Source organism: Allocoprococcus comes (genome assembly GCF_013300725.1).
Taxonomy (GTDB): domain Bacteria; phylum Bacillota; class Clostridia; order Lachnospirales; family Lachnospiraceae; genus Allocoprococcus; species Allocoprococcus comes_A.
This window is the reverse complement of the sequence record NZ_JAAIMM010000125.1, coordinates 1-331: the sequence shown is the minus strand read 5'-3', so window position 1 is coordinate 331 and position 331 is coordinate 1. Positions and strand designations below refer to the sequence as shown.

Below are 331 nucleotides of genomic sequence, written 5' to 3'. Positions count from 1 at the left end.
AGTATATCGAGAGATTATTCCCGGCTCTTGGTGTGCGTTTTATTGCCATCAATGACAATTATGACAGTCTCAAGGGAAAGAATCAGGCAGACGAAATCATTATCCCATTTAAGAATTTAATCAATGATGCTTATTGCCGTGACATTTCTATTAAGATCAGGAGTAATCTTGAGATTAAGAGGAAAAAAGGTGAGTGTGTGACTCCGTTTGTAGCTTTTGGATACAGGAAGACAAAGACAGATAAGCATAAATTAGAGATTGATCCATCTGCAGGCAGTGTAGTACAGGATATTTTTAAGATGAAGCTGCAGGGAATGAGTCAGGATGCGAT

1 pseudogene is annotated in these 331 nt (G+C 38.4%); it reads left to right on the top strand.

The features are described from left to right. A pseudogene (locus G4407_RS16365) lies at nucleotides 1–331 on the top strand (recombinase family protein); the annotation flags it as partial.